We start from the raw sequence: 16,068 nt of genomic DNA, 5'->3' as shown, positions 1-16,068 counted from the left end.
TCGCGGTGAGAACGCCCGGCTCTCGGCAGTGACGAAATCGGCGGCCTCGGGCGTGTGGACCGACGTTGACGAGTAGCGTTCGCGTCGCGAGAACGTGATGTCGTCGAAGCCGTCCTTGACCCTCCTGGATTCGACGAGTCGACTGCACCGTGTGGGGTCTCTACGAAGGTGTTTGTGATCGGCGGCGTGAAAACGACAGGATCGTCGATAGCCACCTCCGAACCAAAGTACTCCGAATCGACGTTCTCCTGTCGGGAGTCAACGAGCGTGCTGGCTGCCGCCGGGCTGGTTCCGAGCTGTCGACGACATTCTCGACCAGCCTCACGTCCGGGGAAACCGAAACGGCAGAGCCGACTCGGCCGAAGGAGGGTCCGGTGTTTCGATCGGAGTACCGGCGCTCGTGTTCTCCCCCAACTCACGGTCGACTTATCCGTTCCGTCAGTGGAACCAGTTGTATGAGTACACAGACGCGTTCACGGGGTGCCGCGAGCTGTACGGAGTGCGGGCGGGTCCTCGCGGTCTGGCTCTCGAGCGAGGGCGAGATCCATCCGATCGGCAGCGTCAACGGCTGTCCGTGTGGCAGTACCTCGTTTCGTCCTCTCCGATCGTCGCTCGGGTCGAATACGTCGGACGGGCCCGACGTGGCTGTCGAAAGCCGTGACTTTTAGCCGCTATGAACGGATATTCTGCTGTGTCAACAGCCGAAGAAGCAGTGACAAGTCTCGAATCTCTGGGACTAACGGAGTACGAGGCCCGGTGTTTCGTCGCGCTGACGCGGATTTCCACGGGAACCGCAAAGGAGGTCAGCCAGGTCGCGGACGTGCCGCGATCCCGGGTGTACGACACCATCGAACGACTCGAGCGCAAGGGGCTGGTCAACGTCCAGCAATCCGAACCGCGCGAGTACGCGGCCGTTCCGGTCCAGATGGCCTGCCGACGGCTCCGCGAGGACTACGATTCGCGGATCGACGCCGCCGAAAACGCGCTCAAACAGGTCGAGAAACCGGAGTCGAGGGACGACGAGGGGATGTGGTCGATCAACCAGAACGAACACGTGACCGACCGCGTCGTCGTCTTCCTCGAGGAGGCCACCGAATCGATCCACTATCTCGTTCCCGAACCGGCGGTCGTCGACGATCGGGTCGGCGAGGCGCTCGCGTCGGCCGCCGACCGCGATGTCGAGGTGTACATCGAAGTCCCGGCCGACGAGTACAGAGACGAGTTCCTCGAAATCGCGCCGGACGCCGACGTCGTCGTCTCGCCCGACCTCCGGACGACCAACGCGGTCTACTCCGAGTGGCCGGGACAGTTGCTGATGACCGACCGCGAGGCCGTCGTGGCCGGCAGCGTCGAGGAGAGCGACCTCCCCGACGTCCTCCAGCAGAAAGCCATCTGGACCCACGGCCGCGACCACGGCTTCGCCGTCTGGGTGCGCGAACTGCTCGACGATCGCCTCGAGCGTCGCGGCGTCGGCGACGCGGCGGCCACCGGCGACACGGCAGCCACCAGCGACACGCCCGAGCCGTGACCGACCGCGTTCCGGCGTCGTTCGAACATCAACGAGTATATACTTTTAAGTGCGCGTCTCCCGTTTAGATCTGTTAGCAATGGCCATAGATCCGCAGTTCACCGAGAATCGCGAGAAGGTCGACGAACACAACGGACACGACGTCTGGGGACCCGTCGACGAACCCGAAGAGCTCGGCATCCACGGCACGCACGTCGCGGTCGACTTCGACCTCTGTATCGCCGACGGCGCCTGCCTCGAGGACTGCCCCGTCGACGTCTTCGAGTGGGTCGAAACGCCCGATCATCCAGAAAGCGAGGAGAAGGCAGATCCGGCGAACGAAGCACAGTGTATCGATTGTATGCTCTGCGTGGACGTCTGCCCGGTCGACGCGATCGACGTCGACGCCGGGCGGACGGCCTGAGCGAGTATCGGTAGCACGACCGTCTCTTCGTCGCGACCCTACTCCGCGCGGTCGACGTCGACCTTCTCTTTCAGGGTCTCGAGTCCGTCAGCTTCGGCGAGTTCCTGTAACCGCTCGCGGAAGTGTTCTTCACAGAGACCGACCTTGAGCCCGTCCGACTCGGCGGCGAATGCGGCCTCGCGGTCACAGTAGTGACAGTGCATACCCACGGGTTGGAACCACGTTGCATTGAACCCTCCGCTATCGGCCAGGATTGTAACGCGATTATGATAGCTCTATACGATCGTAGGCGGCCCGAGAGAGTCCGGCGACGCCCAGTTCGTACTCGTGGGCGTCGGTTCCGCCGGTCGTCAACAGGTCGTTGCGCTCGATCGCGTCCTCGACGATATCGGGGTCGACGTCGTCCCGATCGTAGGGGTAGTGCAGTTCGACGGCCTCGAGGGCGGGCTCGGCGGTCAGCCCGAGCGCCGCCTCCGGATCGGCGTACCGAAGCGGATGCGCCAGCGAGACGAGGTGGCTCGCACTCGAGAGCGCCGCCAGCCCTCGCTCGAAGGAGGGAACGTCCCGCGCGACGAAACACGGTTCGCCGTTGCCGATGAGTTCGGCGAAGGCGTCCCCGTAGTCGTAGTCGGTGTCCGGGTGGGCATCGATCGCCCGCGCGACGTGCGGGCGGCCGAAGCCGTCCTCGACGGTGACGCCGAGGTCGATCCCGAGTCGGGACTCAACGCAGTCGACGATCGCCTGACCGCGCTCGATCCGATTGCGCTGGATGCGCTTGACGATTCCCTCGAGTTCCGCCGTCGGCTCGACGCCGTACCCCAGCAGGTCGACGCGCTCGCCGTAGGGCGTCTCGACCCGCAGTTCGATCCCGCTGACGATCGTCACGCCGTCGCGCTCTGCGATCGGCTCGTCGATCGGCTGCAGCCGGTCGTGGTCGGTTATCGCGACGACGGCCACGTCGTTCTCGCGGGCGGCGTCCGGCACTTCCTCGAACTCGAGGCTCCCGTCCGAGCGCGTCGTGTGGACGTGCAGGTCGGCGTAAGGCATCTGTCCGGTCGGACGGCGCGCGGTCCCAAAGGCGTTTCTTCACGGGGCTCGCCGTCGAATTCGTCCGAACGCTGCCCGTCCCCTCACTCCACTCTAGCCTCATTAAAGAATATTAGGTATACAGTGCGCCTAAGAAACGTATATGGACAATGTTTATAATTATCGTTCACAGTAGTTCAGGTGTAATGCTGCTCAATGGCACCGGCGACGTCATCGACGACCACGAGTATCCCGCCACGACCGAGGAACTGATCGACGAATACGGCGATCGGACCCTCGAACTACCCAACGGGTCCGAGACGGTCGGCGATGTACTCGCCCGCCTCGAGTCAGAAACCTTCGAGTCCCCGGAGGAGGCGCGCGCTTCCGTCTACTGTGCGGTCAGCGACAAGGCCGTCGGCCGCGTCGGCTACAGCGACCGCGACCCGACACCGGTCGGTAGCCCGTACGCGCCCGACGCCGTTTCGTTCTAACGACCGACGATTTTTCGCGCTGGCTTCTCGCTTTCGCCGCTCGCTCAGTTCTCACTCCCTGCGACGATCTCAAACCGGAGAGCCCTACCGCCCTCGTACGATAGGGTTGCGTTTCGCGTACGACTGTCCGACCGAGAGCCGGCAAATTGCACAGCCTCGTCCGCTTGGTGAACGCGTCGGAGAGCTTCGACGGTTCGGACGCGCGTTTCAGAGCACGAGCTCCTTGTTCGCGTCGTCGATCTCCTCCCAAGAGACCGTCTCCTCCTCGATAATTCGCTCGGGCTCGAGCGCCGAGTCGCCGAGGACGGTCAGCGCAGCGCCGACCGGGGGTCGGAGTTCGGGGCCCTCCCCCTCGGCGTCATCCGGTGGTCCCGCGTCGTCCTCGTCTGGCTCTGCTCCGTCCCCGTTCGACCCGTTCCCGTTGTTGTGGTGGCCGTCGCCGTGTTGGTGAGGCCCGTTCTCGTGGTCGTGCGGGCCGTCCTCGTGATCGTGCGGGCCGTCCTCGTGGCCGTCGCCGTGTTGGCGAGGCCCGTTTTCGTCGGCCATCTCTCCGCCATCGCCGTTCGGTTCGGCCATGGTTTCGGGCTCAGGAACCGGTTCCGCACCGGGACCCGTCGCCTCGCCCGCGACGATCCGCATCACGTGGCCGAAGATCTCGTGCGGACCGCAGTGCATGTCGTACACGCCCGGCTGCTCGAACGTGTAGAGCCAGTAGGCGTTCACCGGCAACACGGGCGAGGAAAACGGCGGAACGTCGTCCGGAACTCGCGGTAGCTGTCCCTGTGCGGGGTGGTACGCTGTCACGGAGTGGTGCGGCGTGACGAGTCTGAACTGGACGGTGTCGCCCGGCTCGACGTACAGCCCCGTCGGCTCGAAGAAGAACTCCGGGATCTCGCGGTCCTCGCGGGGTTGAATCATCGCGTCGACGACGTGATCCGGCTCGACCGGTGGATCGACGTCCATCGCGAGCGCCGAGAAGCCGAACACGGGGTGAATTCCGTCACCGGACTGATCCGGCGGAATCTCGTCTTGTTGCAGTGTCGGACCGGCAGCGACAGCGTTCGTTCCCAGCGTCACGGCTGCGCCTGCACCGAGGACCTGCAACAGCCGTCGTCGATCGATCCTTGGCGTAATCGATGCTAAACCAGCGTTTCTGTAGTCGTGTTCACCCTTCATGGGCAGTATTGCTTCGCCTGGTATGGAAATAAATATGCTACTCGGTACCACGCGACTATCAGGAACGGAGATAGCTTCGATTGCCCCGTCCGTCGATCACCGTCGAACGGGGAGACCGCCCGCGATCAGAACTCGTCGATGACCGGAATGCCCTCGGTTTCGTAGTCTGTCATCGCCTCGAGTTTCGCCGTGACGTCCTCGAGGCCGATCGTCTCGGAGACGACGTCGGCGGGGCGGAGTTTGCCGGTCGCGACCATCCGGAAGATCTCGTCGTAGCGGGTCGGCGGCATGCCGAGCGAGCCGATGAACTCGATTTCTTGCATCACCATCGCATCGGAGGGGACGGAAATCATCCCCTGTTCGTCCTGCGTGGTGAGCCCGACCTGGAGGTGCTGGCCGCGGTTGCCGAGGCTTTGGACGGAGTTCTGGGAGGTCGTCTCGATTCCGAGCGCGTCCATCGAGACGTTCGCGCCGCCGTCGGCGATCGCCTTGACCTCCGCGGCGACGTTATCGACATCGGCCGCGTTGACCGTTTCGACGGCGCCGAGTTCCGTCGCGTGCTCGAGTTTCTCGTCTTTGAGGTCGACGGCGATCACGTTCGCGCCGAGGGCGTCGGCGATGTGGACCGCCGAGAGGCCGACGCCGCCGACGCCGTGGACCGAGACCCAGTCGCCCGCGCTCACGTCGGCGCGGTGGGCGAGCGCGTGAAACGAGGTCATGAACCGACAGCCCAGCCCGGCCATGTCGACCGACGAGACGCCGTCGGGGAGGGAGACGAGGTTGTGGTCGGCGGCGGGAACGTGGACCTGCTCGGCGAACGCGCCCTGGACGGGCGGGACGAAGCCAAGCGGCATTACGTTCTCGCAGGTGTTCGAGTGCCCGCGCCGGCACTCGTGACAGGTTCCGTCGCCCAGATTGAACGGCACGGCGACGTGGTCGCCCTCCGAGACGTTCTCGACGTCGTCACCGACGGCGACGACGTGGCCGGCGGGCTCGTGGCCCAGGATCTGTCCCGGCTGCGTCTCGAGGCCGAGCCAGCCCCAGTCGCCCTGCCAGCCGTGCCAGTCGCTGCGACAGACGCCGCAGGCTTCGACTTCGACCACCGCACCGCGCGGATCCGGCTCCGGGGCGTCGACGTCTTCGATCGAGAGCGGTTCGCCGTGTTCTTCGAGGACTGCTGCGCGCATATGATGGCCATTGTTATCGTCTACCAAATACGTATCCCAACCTACACGGTCTCGTGTCGGTCACGGACCGAAGCAGGTACACGCGAACGGTCGACGCTCGCGATCAGTCCAGCAGGTCGATCGCACCCTCGAGTTCGAGCGGCACCGCTCCCTTTCGGTAGCCCTCGATGCGGCCGTTCGGGCGAGCGCGGTAGACGACGGCGGGTCGGTGGGGAACGTCCGGCTGTTCGGCGCGGATGGCGTTCCAGGTGTCGTCGCGGAACGAAGAACAGTCGACGAAGAGGACGGCGCCGCCGCCGTGTTCAGCCAGCTGGCCGTTGGTCTTGGTCTCGGCGGTCTCGCGGACGGCGGCGACGGGTCCCGAGGCGGAGCGGTTCTTCGGGGGCTGGGGGCGGGTTACCTCGACGAGGACGTTGGTCTCGCCGTTTTTCGCGCGGAAGTCGAGCGAGTGGCCGGTGGTGACCTCGATCTCCGGCGTGACCGCGTACGCTGCGTCGCTAAGAATCTTCGCGGCGATGAACTCGCCCATCGCGGCGCTCATCCGGACGCGGTCGACGTGGTCGCTGGTTCCCAGTTTCCCGGCCATGACGTTCCGGTACTCGTCCAGTACGCCCGTCGCGAGGAACTCCTCGAAGAACCGCGTCGTCTCCCGGCGGCCGGCGTCAGGGAAGCCGGCGGCGTGTTGTCGGAAGAACGCTCGCGTCGACTCGCGGCCGTCTTTCGACATGAAGACGGGGAGGAAAAACCACGAAATGTGCGGGTAGTCGGCGAGCCACGGATCGGTCTCGTGGAGCGTCGCGAGCAGTTCCCGCTGGGTCCAGCGCGAGACGTGATAGGGGACCTCCTCCCAGCCGAACTTGTCCGTCTTCCACAGCGAGGAGGGCGTCTCCGTGTTGCCCATCCAGTAGGCTTCTTGGCCGTTTCGCGCGAAGAGAGCAACGTCGCCGTTTTGCATCTCGAAGCGGTGTGTCTCCCAGTCGGCGCCGATCCCGAATCGCGGCGCTACTGCGCGGGCGCCGATGTTCGAACGCAGCGGCTGGAGGATATCGTGTCGAACGTCCTGTTCGCTCCAGGACGAGGGCGAATACCGAAAGCGAAGCGGCCGTGCCACGGTCCATCTAGCGCGCGTATAGCCATACGTCTTACGCGTCACGTGTTAGCCGCCGAACTGATATGAAGGACCGTTACATTAATGTGCGGGACGAACCAACATGGTTGTACTTACCATGTCAATGGGTGCCTATGACGAGGACGAACACGAGCGCCGCGAGAAGCAAGCGTCAACGGTCGACGCCGACTTCGACGACGAGCGCACGATCTATCACGGAACGGTGGAGTACGATTCTGGCGAGTCTGCGGAGGAACTGCTGAGCAAGTTCGAGGAGATCAAATCCGACTGACCGCAGTTCGCCTCCGCGTTCTCGAGTCGCTTTTTGTCCGTTCGAGTCGGCGAGACGATTCGCCCCGCGTGGTGGCCGCCCGACAACTGCGGTACGCGGCTACCGACTACTCGAGGGCGTCCCAGCCGGGGGTCTCCGGCGCGCCGCGTGCCGTCTCGATCTCGTCGGCAACCGACGGTGATGGAACCGACTCGCCGGTCCGGGAGCGGCGGTACCACTCGTCGATGGCGGCTCCGACCCACGAGTCGGCGCCGTCGTCCCGCTCGGTCGATCCGTCGTCGGCCGTCGCCTCGAGCGTCCGCTCGCGGCCCCACTCGTAGTGGTGGTCCGAGATCGCGAGCGTCCCCGGACTCGAGGCCGCGGCGACGGCGAGACACTCCGCGCGGTCCGCCGCGGTGAGTTCGCCGGCCGCCGCGCGCTCGACGATCCCCTCGAGGGCGTCCGAGTTCGGGTGTGCAAACAGCTTCGCACCCAGCGCCTGCGAGCCGAGTAGCAAGCCGTCGAGATCGGCGGGCACGTCGTCGTCGCCGTCATCGAGCAACCGCTCTCCGCCGAAGGCGTCCTCGACGCGTTCGCACTCGGTCTCCTGCTCGAGGGCGAGATTGTGCGCCGGATAGGCCCCGCACTCGTCGGGGAAGCGGTCGCTGTCGTGGATGCGACACTGCAGCGTCTCGGGATCGAGAAAGACGCAGGTCGGCAGCCAGGACGGCTCGTCGCGATCGAACGGCGCGACCGGCTTCGGCGGCTTTCGGAGCCCGACGAAAAAGACGGGCCGTCCCGCGACGGCGGCCACGCTGTGGCCGTCGATCTCGACGCCTTCCGCCTCGTCTCGCGCCCGCCAGAACCGCGGCGTCAGCGCCGCGGCCATCCCGTCGTCGAGGAAGCCGCGGACCTCCTCGCGAGTCAGCGGGACGAAGTTGGTATCGCCGTCGAGCGGCGCTCTCGAGGTCCCGTCGTCGGCGTCACGATCGAAGGGTGACCGTCGCTGACTGCGGTCGGAGTCGGCCTCCTCGAGCAGCGGTCGCCAGTCCATACAGCAGCCGGCACAGCCCTCGCAGTGCACCTCCATGGGCGGCCGTACGATGCGAGGCGGGATAACCGGTCGGCCGGAGCGTTCGTCACTGGCTCACCGACGCAACCGGATTCGATCGCTCGGCTGGTTCCGGTCGTTTCGGCCGGCGGATCGAACGACCCCGGGCGGGACTGAAAGGGGCCACGAACGCCACACACGATGGCGTACGTGGGTGCTTTCGGGAGGGGCTAAAAGGGGATGACAGGGGTAGCCGCTACCCCTGTCAGGGGCTTTCGGGGGAACGACTTTCACCGTCCGGCCCGGACACTCGAGTATGGCAAACGACTCCTGTGACGGCTGCGGGCGTCCGATCTCGGTCGCTGGCGGAATCGCTAACCTCTGGACGTTCGGGCAGGACGACGGGAGTGACGGGACGGCGATGACCCTCGAGTTGGCCGACGGCTCCGACCACCTGCTGTGTTATCCCTGTATCGCGGCGCTACCCGACGAACCGACGGCCGCGGACGTCGGTCGGCTGGAGCAAGTCGACGGGGAGACGTCGAAATTGCGCGCACAGTAGCGACGGCTCGGACTCGAGACGGCCGGGATCGGAAAAAACGACGGGCAGACCTGATGGCGGCTGCGATCTCCGTGAGCGCGGGTATCGCAGCCGCCGTGTGATCGCTGACTGACGCGTGAGCCACGACGCGACCGTCGATCGTCGAAACCGGAGTGCGACCAGGACGGTTCGACGACCGCGGCGGAAGGATGGCGATTCGACCGCGACCGCGGGCCGGCTGGCGCCGCGGTGCACCGTCGTCGAATCGTCCTTCCGTGTCCGGACAGAAGTCGGATTACCTGATTGTAATCTGCACGCTACTGTCCCGTTCCAGGAAGTAATAGCTTGTTACGGGTAGGGTGTGGATTCGAGACCGAGAGCCGAGTCCCAACCCGCCAGTCGACCCCATCGCGGCGGGCGTCGGTCCGCAGCCTTTAGGGGTGGGCCCCGCCGTACATCGAACGGTGAATCCCGAGCGGATCTTCGAGGCGTTCCCCGCGCCGAGCTACCGCGGCGCCCAGGAACAGGCGCTGCGAGACATTCGCGACGCGTTCGCGGCCGGCAACGAGGTCGTCCTGGTACGCGCGCCGACCGGGAGCGGCAAGTCCCTGCTGGCCCGCGCGATCGCGGGTTGTGCCCGCGAGATCGACGACGCCGACCCCAGCGACGCGACCGGCGCCTACTACACGACGCCGCAGGTCTCACAACTGGACGACGTCGCGGCGGACGACCTGCTCGCCGATCTGAACGTCATCCGCGGGAAGTCGAACTACAGCTGTATTCTCCCCGACGAGCGCAACACGCCGGTCAATCAGGCCCCCTGCGTTCGCGAGCGAGGCTACGACTGCTCGGTCAAGCATCGGTGTCCGTACTTCTCCGACCGAGCCATCGCGTCGAACCGCTCGATCGCGGCGATGACGCTCGCGTACTTCATGCAAACGGCGGGCAGCGAGGTCTTTCGCAAGCGCGACGTCGTCGTCGTCGACGAGGCCCACGGGCTGGCCGAGTGGGCCGAAATGTACGCGACGATCCAGCTCGGGCCGCGAACGGTGCCGTTCTGGGACGAGTTGCGCGTCCCCGAGGTCGACGACCTCGACCGCGCGGTCAGATACGCCGAGGCGCTCTCCCAGCAGTGTTCGCGCCGGAAGGACGACTTGCTCTCGCAGGACTCGCTGACGCCCGGCGAGGTGCGCGAGCGCGACCGGCTCCAGGAGCTGATCGGCGAACTCGACTGGTTCGTCTCCGACTACCGCGACCCCCAGAGTCCGACGACGTGGCTGGTCGACCAGTCCGACCCCTCGAGCGCCCGTCGAGAACGCCGCGACGGTGACGACGAACCCGCCGGCGGACCGCTGACGATCAAACCGATGAGTCCCGAGAAGTACCTCCAGCACACCGTCTGGGACCGCGGGAACAGATTCGCGCTGCTGTCGGCGACGATCCTCAACAAGGACGCGTTCTGCCGGCAGGTCGGGCTCGACCCCGCCACCGTCGCGCTGGTCGACGTCGAGCACACCTTCCCCGTCGAGAACCGGCCGCTGTACGACGTGACTCAGGGGAAGATGACCTACGAACACCGCGACGAGACGACGCCGAAGATCGCCCGCACGATCGTCCGGCTCATGCAACGCCACCCCGACGAGAAAGGGCTGATCCACGCTCACTCCTACAGCATTCAGGAGCGACTCGCCGAGCTGCTCGCCGATTTCGGCGTCGGCGACCGCGTTCGCACGCACGACCGCGACGGTCGCGACGCCGCGCTGGACGGCTGGAAAGCAAGCGACGATCCCGACGTCTTCGTCTCGGTGAAGATGGAGGAGGCGCTCGACCTGAAAGGCGACCTCTGTCGGTGGCAGGTCCTCTGTAAGGCGCCGTTTCTCAACACCGGCGACTCGCGGGTCGCCCACCGACTCGAGGAGGGCCAGTGGGCGTGGTACTACCGGACCGCCCTGCGAACGGTCATCCAGGCCTGCGGCCGAGTGGTTCGGGCGCCCGACGATTACGGCGCGACGTATCTCGCCGACTCGAGTCTGCTCGACCTGTTCGATCGCGCGCAGACGGATATGCCCGACTGGTTCGAGGCGCAAGTCGATCGGATGGACCAGCCCGATCTGCCCGCGTTCCAGCCGCGGGCGGCCGTTTCGGGGCTCCCGAACTCGAGCGGCGCCGGCCATCGTCAGACGGATTCGGGCGGAAACTCGTCGCGAGCGGGCCGCTCGGGATCGAAGGGGGAGTCCGGCGCTGGGTCCGGGTCCGCGTCCGAATCTAGCGCGGGATCGCGCTCTCGACGCTCGAGGCGTTCCAGCCGCTCTTCGTCTTCCTCGAGTCCGGTAGCGGATGTCTGGGATACGGACGGCTAGATCGGTAGTGGTTCGTGACGATCGGTGGTCGGCGGTCGGTGATCACCGGTCGTTGCGACCCGTCGCCGGCCGCTCACCGAAGCGGTTGTGAGACGGCGGTCGAAAACGAGCGGAAGACGCTACAGTGCGGCGAGTGCACCCATCGCGACCATCGACGTCATCATGAGGATCGCGAACGTGAGTGCGATGACCTGATTTCGATCCATAGTTGTTGGCACTCTCCGCACCGGTATGAATGTCACGACCGTCGGGCTGGCCGTGACTTCGGACGCAGGCCGGACGCAGCGTTAGTCGAACCGCGCGTCGACGACGACGTGCGCGACGCCGGCGCTGTGGCTCTTAACGCGGCGTTTTTCGAGTACCTCGAGTTCGCGACCGGTGTCCTCAGCGGCCGCCTCGAGTCGTGCGAGCGGGCGCTCCCAGAGTCGCGATTCGGGCGTCGCCTCGTGGTAGTGGACGACGCCACCGGGGGACAGCGCCTCGAGGGCGTCGGGGAGGAAGTCGCGGGCTTCGTCGGTTCTGGTGCCGTGTTCGCCGTCGTTGGCGTCGTTAGCATCGCTGGCGTCGCTGGCGTCACTGCTACCGCCGCGATCGTCGCCGCCCGTCCCGTCTCCCTCGCTGCTGCCGTAGTAGCCCATCACCACGCGGTCGGCGTCGATCTCGCCGGCGAGGTCGCGACAGTCGGTCATGTAGGCGTCGACGCGGTCGCCGACGTCGTTGAGCACGGCGTTCTCGAGCAGGTAGCGAAACGCGGTGGGGTTGATCTCGGTCGCGGTCACCCGCGCGCCGGCGCGGGCCATCGGGAGCGTGAAGTAGCCGATGCCGGCGAACATGTCGAAGACGAGCTCTCCGTCGTCGCAGACGTCGGCCATCCGCGCGCGCTCGGCCTGGTTTCCCGGCGAGAACATCACGCTCGCGGGATCGAGGCCGTACCGCGTGCCGTGTTCGGTGTGGATCGTCTCGGTATCGCGCTCGCCGGCGATGAGTCGCGTCCGGGGCTCGCGGTGGGTGCCCGCCTCGCCGTCGTTTTCGATCCCCTCGTCGGCCAGCACGCTGTCGGCCTCGCCGTGGAGTTCGAGGAGGGCCTCGCCGACCGCCGCCTCGTCGGGACAGTCCTCGGGAACGGTCACGAGGATCACGGAGCCGATCACGGCCCACGAGCCCGGCGCGGCCTCGAGTTCGACGTCGCTCCAGCCCCGGGCGGCCAGCAGGTCCTCGAGGTCGGGGCTTCGCGGCTCGGGATCGACCTGCCGGGCGACGTCGAGCACGCGCGTCTCGGTCGGCGGGTCGGTGACCGGGAGGGCGATCGTCTCGACGGTCTCGGCGGTCCCGTCGCCGTCGTCGCCCGCGTTCGAGCGCGTTTCGGCGGCGCTCTCGCGAACGCGTCTCGAGTCGTCGTAGACGCCCTCGGCGCGCAGCGACTCGATGGCCGTCTCCGCGCGGGTCTTTTCGACGATGACCGCCAGCGGCGCGTCGGTCGCGACCCGCTCGAGGGCGTCCTCGGCCGTCGCGTCCGGTTCGTCAGTCATCGTCGTCGCGGTGTTCGTACGGGTCGTAGTAGTCGGTCTCGTCCGCGTCGTCGCCCGTATCGGGGTCCGGATCGGGAAGGATGTGGAGGCCCGCGCGACTCTTCAGGACGGGTGCGGTCTGCGCGTCGGAATCGAAGTAGTCCGGTCGCGAGACGGTTTCGGCCTGGTAGGTTTCGGGGTCGAGCACCTGCACGGCGTTTTCGTCCTCCACGGTGACGACCGTGGTTTCCTCGGCGTCCGCTAGTCGTCCGAGTTTGCGCGCGTCGGGCGAATTCCCTTCCTCGTAGCTCGCCTCGTAGCGCTCGCCGGTGGTCGCGCGAACCCCCTTCAGATTGCCGTGGGCGCTGCGGACGATCACGGGGCCGCCGTCGTCGTCGGCGAGGTCGATGACGTCGCCGGGGATGTATGGTGGCAGGCGAACGGCGAAGGTGACGCGATAGACCTCGTTGCCGTCCTCGTCCTCGGTAACGAGGGTTTCGGCGTCGTTGACGGTACCGCCGAACTCCTCGACCATCTTGTTCGAGATCTTTTTGCCGATCTTGTTGGTCGAGACCTTCATGTTCAGCCCCTCGTCGACTTCGCCGATCTCGGTGATGAAGGCGTTTCGGTCGCCCGTCGCCTCCATGTCGGCGACGACCTGGTTCGCGATTTCTTTCGCACGATCCATCTCCTCGGTCGTCGGAGTGCGGTCCTCGGCGCGGATCTGGACGATACTGGCGTAGTAGTCCCCGGCGATGCGGCCACAGCGCGAACAGGTCTGTCGGGCGATCTTGACGGGAATCATCACCTGTTCCTCGACGGGCGTCTCGCGGACGACTCCCGTGAAGTAACAGTACATCCGGATGGTGTTCTCGTCGATCTGTTCGGGTTCGACCTGCCAGGCGACGTCGTCGACGTCGACGTGGACGGCCAGCGCTTCGCTGACCTCCTCGATGGCGATGTCAGTGTAGTCCTGTGCGCCGACGTCGACCCACCGATTGCCGCGGTGGACCGCTCCACACTGGGCACAGACGCGGACGTCGATTCGATCCGGCGCGTCGATGAAGTCGAAGCCCTCGAAGTAACAGGCGTCACAGAGTTCGACGTCGGCGCCGGGTCGAAGGGGATCCGCAGCGGTCCCCTCGCCGTCGGCGTCGCTCGCCGACCGGTCGGGGACGGGGTCCCCGCAACGGGGACAGAACGCACGCGATTCAGTCATGGCCACCGCTTGGAACCTAAGCGAGTTAAGCGGCGTGCTCCGGCCCGCCGACTTCGGTACCGCCGTCGGTCGCCGACCCCGTTTCGCCTCCGTCGCCGACCGTCGGTATCCAGTCGGCTGATAGTCACGCTCGTCCACGCGAAACGAGGGGGGACGATCCACCACAGCGTTCGACGTCGATCGATCGAGTTCGACCGGCGCCGCTCGAGCCACGCGCCGAACCGTCAGCCACGCGTCAGACGGCCGTCGATACGGTCGTGTCAGACGTGACCGCGTCCCGGAGTCTCCATGCGAAACGAAGGGGTTCGGCTGCCGGCGCCGAAACGTGTGTGGTATTGTATACGTCAGTTCGCGAACGCGTCGGTGACACTTATCCCGTCGCGCTCCCTAGACGGGAGTATGAACTGGCAGGCGGACTGGGGACTTCGATTCCGAATGTTCCTGACGATGTTTTTGCTGTTCGCGCTGTACATCGTCTTCGCGGGTGTGCTCACGACCTACATGGGCGGCGGTCTCATCGTCTTCGCCATGCTCTTTGGCGGCATGTCGCTGGTCCAGTACTACTTCAGCGACACGCTCACCCTCAAAAGCATGGGCGCGAAGACGGTTTCGGCCGACGAGTACCCGCAGCTTCACGGCTCGATCGAACGGCTCTCCCAGCAGGCCGACCTCCCGAAGCCGAAAGTCGCCGTCATCGACTCGAACGTCCCAAACGCGTTCGCAACCGGGCGCAATCAGCAAAACGCCGCCGTCGCGGTGACGACGGGACTCATGCGAACCCTCGACCGGGACGAACTCGACGGCGTACTCGCCCACGAACTCGCCCACGTCAAGAACCGGGACATGATGGTGATGACCATCGCCTCGTTCCTCTCGACGATCGCGTTCATGATCGTCCGCTGGGGAGCCTTCTTCGGCGGCGGTCACAACCGCGGCGGGAAAGGCGGCGCCGGAATCATGGTCGCCATCCTCGTCTCGCTGGTCGTCTGGATCATCAGCTACCTGCTCATCCGAGCGCTCTCGCGGTACCGCGAATACTCCGCCGACCGCGGCGCGGCCGCCATCACCGGCAATCCGTCGGCGCTCGCCTCCGCGCTCATGAAAATCTCCGGACAGATGGACAAGGTCCCGAAGGAAGATATGCGCGAAGAAGCCGAGATGAACGCCTTCTTCATCATCCCGATCAAGTCCGGCATCGTCGGGCAGCTGTTCAGCACCCACCCGCCGACCGAGAAACGCATCGAACAGCTCCGCCAGCTCGAGGGCGAACTCGCGGCGTCCTGATCGCCGCGGCTGCCCGGGGCGTCGGTCGCACCCGTCCTTCCTTCTCCTTTCCCCGGCCGATTCGAACCCATTCCATTCTAAGGGGTCGCCTCCCTCACAGTGGGTATGGGACTGCTCGACGGACTCCGCGCCGTCCTCGGCCTGCGGGCCGAGACCGACGCCAGACGCGACGCCGACCCCGACGACCTCTTCGGGATGAGTACCGCCTACCTGACGATGGAGGCCGACCTCGGCTACGAGTCGGCCGACGCCGGCGCGCTCTGTTTCTCCGGCGTCGACTCGAGCAGCTTTCGCGACGCCGTCGACGAGGTCGAGGCCATCCTGGAGGCCGGCCGCGAGGAGACCGGCACCGAGTTCTCGGTCACCAGTGACGACCACGGCTACCACTGGGTCGTCCTCGAGGACGACGACCCCGAGGACCTGATCACGAGCATGCACTTCGCCGCGGACACCTTCATCGAGCACGGCTACGGCTCGCGGCTGCTCGCGGCCGTCTTCGCCTACGAAAACCGGGACGGTCCCGCCTACTGGATCTACTCGTTCCGTCGCGGTCGGTTCTACCCCTTCGCTCCCCGCCCCGGACGCGAACGCGACTCGAGTGCGGAGTTCAAACTCGAGGCGACGCTCGACGGCGAACTCGAAATCGAGCGCGAAAAGGAGTACTGGTACCCGCTGTGGCCGAGTTCGAGCGGTACCCACCCCTGGGAGTGAGCGGTTCGGCGCGCGGATACCAAATTGTACAGGCACTACAGGTATGACCGGTTAGGCCGTAAATCAGTATGTACGGCAGGGTCCCACCAACGCCACATCATCACCAACTGCGCCATACACCAGTTGTCCCTTCCCTGCCGACATTTCCCAAAACCCCGTAGCTTCCGGTCTCTCGGGGCAGTTTCGTAACCGACGCCGAAC

Annotated in this window: 16 protein-coding genes; 8 read left to right on the top strand and 8 right to left on the bottom strand. The window is 65.9% G+C overall.

Annotated features, from left to right (window positions below):
- The first annotated feature begins 673 nt into the window (after positions 1–673).
- Entirely contained in the window at positions 674–1,528 is an 855-nt protein-coding gene (locus C493_RS10545) for a TrmB family transcriptional regulator (protein WP_049889289.1), read from the top strand.
- Positions 1,529–1,607: 79 nt separating this feature from the next.
- Positions 1,608–1,931 (top strand): 4Fe-4S dicluster domain-containing protein, encoded by a 324-nt coding sequence (locus tag C493_RS10540; RefSeq protein ID WP_007259416.1) that lies wholly within the window; start codon positions 1,608–1,610, stop codon positions 1,929–1,931.
- Between the two features lie 38 nt (positions 1,932–1,969).
- Here C493_RS10540 and C493_RS23415 read toward each other — a convergent pair whose 3' ends face one another.
- Together C493_RS23415 and C493_RS10535 are read right to left on the bottom strand one after the other, a co-directional pair.
- Complete coding sequence (locus C493_RS23415; RefSeq protein ID WP_007259415.1) at positions 1,970–2,134, bottom strand: DUF6757 family protein; 165 nt, start codon at positions 2,132–2,134, stop codon at positions 1,970–1,972.
- Positions 2,135–2,195: 61 nt separating this feature from the next.
- Positions 2,196–2,978, bottom strand: coding sequence for a PHP domain-containing protein (locus C493_RS10535; RefSeq protein ID WP_007259414.1), 783 nt, complete (start codon positions 2,976–2,978; stop codon positions 2,196–2,198).
- Positions 2,979–3,163: 185 nt separating this feature from the next.
- On the opposite strand from C493_RS10535, the gene C493_RS10530 reads away from it, so the two are divergent.
- Positions 3,164–3,451 carry a DUF5789 family protein gene (locus tag C493_RS10530; protein WP_007259413.1) on the top strand — a complete coding sequence of 96 codons (288 nt, stop codon included), beginning with the start codon at positions 3,164–3,166 and terminating at the stop codon, positions 3,449–3,451.
- A 207-nt stretch (positions 3,452–3,658) separates the two neighbouring features.
- Here C493_RS10530 and C493_RS10525 read toward each other — a convergent pair whose 3' ends face one another.
- From C493_RS10525 to C493_RS10515, 3 genes are all read right to left on the bottom strand, one after another.
- Positions 3,659–4,627, bottom strand: coding sequence for a plastocyanin (locus C493_RS10525; protein WP_049889288.1), 969 nt, complete (start codon positions 4,625–4,627; stop codon positions 3,659–3,661).
- Positions 4,628–4,752: 125 nt separating this feature from the next.
- The gene (locus tag C493_RS10520) at positions 4,753–5,814 is read right to left on the bottom strand and encodes a zinc-dependent alcohol dehydrogenase family protein (RefSeq protein ID WP_007259411.1); all 1,062 of its coding nucleotides are present in this window, start codon (positions 5,812–5,814) and stop codon (positions 4,753–4,755) included.
- A gap of 103 nt (positions 5,815–5,917) precedes the next feature.
- Positions 5,918–6,925, bottom strand: a complete 1,008-nt coding sequence (locus tag C493_RS10515; protein WP_007259410.1) for a DUF5784 family protein — start codon at positions 6,923–6,925, stop codon at positions 5,918–5,920.
- A 115-nt stretch (positions 6,926–7,040) separates the two neighbouring features.
- Between C493_RS10515 and C493_RS23235 the strand changes: the two genes are divergently transcribed.
- Entirely contained in the window at positions 7,041–7,214 is a 174-nt protein-coding gene (locus C493_RS23235) for a DUF5786 family protein (RefSeq protein WP_007259409.1), read from the top strand.
- Between the two features lie 106 nt (positions 7,215–7,320).
- Here the strand turns inward: C493_RS23235 and C493_RS10510 are convergent, their stop codons facing one another.
- Complete coding sequence (locus C493_RS10510; RefSeq protein WP_007259408.1) at positions 7,321–8,283, bottom strand: YkgJ family cysteine cluster protein; 963 nt, start codon at positions 8,281–8,283, stop codon at positions 7,321–7,323.
- A 277-nt stretch (positions 8,284–8,560) separates the two neighbouring features.
- Between C493_RS10510 and C493_RS10505 the strand changes: the two genes are divergently transcribed.
- Together C493_RS10505 and C493_RS10500 are read left to right on the top strand one after the other, a co-directional pair.
- Entirely contained in the window at positions 8,561–8,806 is a 246-nt protein-coding gene (locus tag C493_RS10505) for a DUF7561 family protein (protein ID WP_007259407.1), read from the top strand.
- A 443-nt stretch (positions 8,807–9,249) separates the two neighbouring features.
- Positions 9,250–11,145: a helicase C-terminal domain-containing protein gene (locus tag C493_RS10500; RefSeq protein WP_007259406.1), complete on the top strand. Its 1,896-nt coding sequence runs from the start codon at positions 9,250–9,252 to the stop codon at positions 11,143–11,145.
- A gap of 287 nt (positions 11,146–11,432) precedes the next feature.
- On the opposite strand, the gene C493_RS10495 is transcribed toward C493_RS10500, so the two are convergent.
- The gene (locus C493_RS10495; protein ID WP_007259405.1) at positions 11,433–12,674 is read right to left on the bottom strand and encodes a class I SAM-dependent methyltransferase; all 1,242 of its coding nucleotides are present in this window, start codon (positions 12,672–12,674) and stop codon (positions 11,433–11,435) included.
- Positions 12,667–13,872 (bottom strand): 60S ribosomal export protein NMD3, encoded by a 1,206-nt coding sequence (locus C493_RS10490; protein ID WP_007259404.1) that lies wholly within the window; start codon positions 13,870–13,872, stop codon positions 12,667–12,669. The genes C493_RS10495 and C493_RS10490 overlap by 8 nt, the downstream gene beginning before the upstream one ends.
- A 399-nt stretch (positions 13,873–14,271) precedes the next feature.
- Between C493_RS10490 and htpX the strand changes: the two genes are divergently transcribed.
- Both htpX and pspAB read left to right on the top strand, forming a co-directional pair.
- Positions 14,272–15,156: a zinc metalloprotease HtpX gene (gene htpX, locus C493_RS10485; RefSeq protein ID WP_007259403.1), complete on the top strand. Its 885-nt coding sequence runs from the start codon at positions 14,272–14,274 to the stop codon at positions 15,154–15,156.
- A gap of 105 nt (positions 15,157–15,261) precedes the next feature.
- A complete protein-coding gene (gene pspAB, locus C493_RS10480) occupies positions 15,262–15,867 on the top strand; it encodes a PspA-associated protein PspAB (RefSeq protein WP_007259402.1) in 606 nt (201 codons plus the stop codon).
- Positions 15,868–16,068: the final 201 nt, after the last annotated feature.

The organism is Natronolimnohabitans innermongolicus JCM 12255 (assembly GCF_000337215.1).
GTDB classification, from domain to species: Archaea; Halobacteriota; Halobacteria; order Halobacteriales; family Natrialbaceae; genus Natronolimnohabitans; species Natronolimnohabitans innermongolicus.
This window is presented reverse-complemented; position numbering and strand designations above follow the sequence as displayed.